This is a genomic window from Bradyrhizobium sp. RT6a, assembly GCF_040547675.1.
Lineage (GTDB): Bacteria > Pseudomonadota > Alphaproteobacteria > Rhizobiales > Xanthobacteraceae > Bradyrhizobium.
In genome coordinates, this window is record NZ_JBEPQC010000032.1 from 1 (window position 1) to 1,010 (window position 1,010).

Here is a 1,010-nt window from a genome sequence, read left to right on the forward strand (position 1 = left end):
TCCCAACGCGACAGCCCATATCGGATGGCCTCCGCGAGTTTGGTCTTCTGGCTAATCAGACTAAGCTTGGCGCGCAGCCAGGGTTCGAACTCGTCGGCGATCGGCCGGCTCTTCTCTTGGCGGACGGCGCGACGCTCGTCGGCGGTGCGGCCGCGGATCTGGGCTTCGATGACGTAGAGCCCGGCGATACGTTCGAGCGCCTCGCTGGCGATCGGTGCGGGACCGGCCGCGGCGAGTTCGTAGAAGCGCCGGCGCACATGGGACCAGCAGAACGCCAGTTCTACGTCACCGCGCTCGGCCAGGACCCGATAGCCGGCATAGCCGTCGACCTGGAGGATGCCGGCAAAACCCGCGAGGTGGACGATCGGCCGTTCGGCCTTGCGATCGGGAGCGTAGACATAGGCGACGGCGGGCGGGTCCGTGCCGCCCCAGGGCCGGTCGTCGCGGGCATAGGCCCAGAGCTGGCCGGTCTTGGTGCGGCCGCGTCCGGGATCGAGCACCGGGGCGGTGGTCTCGTCGGCAAACAGTTTTGTCGACTGCTTCAGCCTCGCGAGCAGTCGCTCATGCACCGGCCGCAACAGGAAGGCTGCCCGCCCGACCCAATCGGCCAGGGTCGAGCGATCCAGCTCGAGGCCCTGGCGGGCGTAAATTTGAGCCTGCCGATACAGCGGCAGATGGTCGGCATATTTGGCGACGAGTACCTGCGCCACGGTGGCTTCGGTCGGTAGCCCGCCCTCGATCAGCCGCGCTGGCGCCGGTGCCTGCACCATGGTCTCGCAGGCCCGGCAGGCATACTTCGGCCGCCTTACGACTAGGACCCGGAACTGGGCCGGGACGATATCCAGTCGTTCGCTCACATCCTCGCCGATCCGGTGCAGCGCCTGCTGACAGCACGGGCAGGCGTGATCGTCGAGGTCGATCAGCATCTCGACCCGCGGCAGATGCGCCGGCAGCGCTCCTCTGTTCCTGCGGCGCCGTGCGGCTCGGCTCGATCGCTCGGCAGCATTGGC

General features: G+C 68.2%; 1 protein-coding gene. It reads right to left on the reverse strand.

Annotation, left to right across the window (positions count from 1 at the left end; all coding sequences use genetic code 11):
- The coding region (gene tnpC, locus ABIC03_RS39230) for an IS66 family transposase (protein ID WP_354066269.1) at nt 1-1,010 on the reverse strand (1,010 nt) is incomplete at both ends.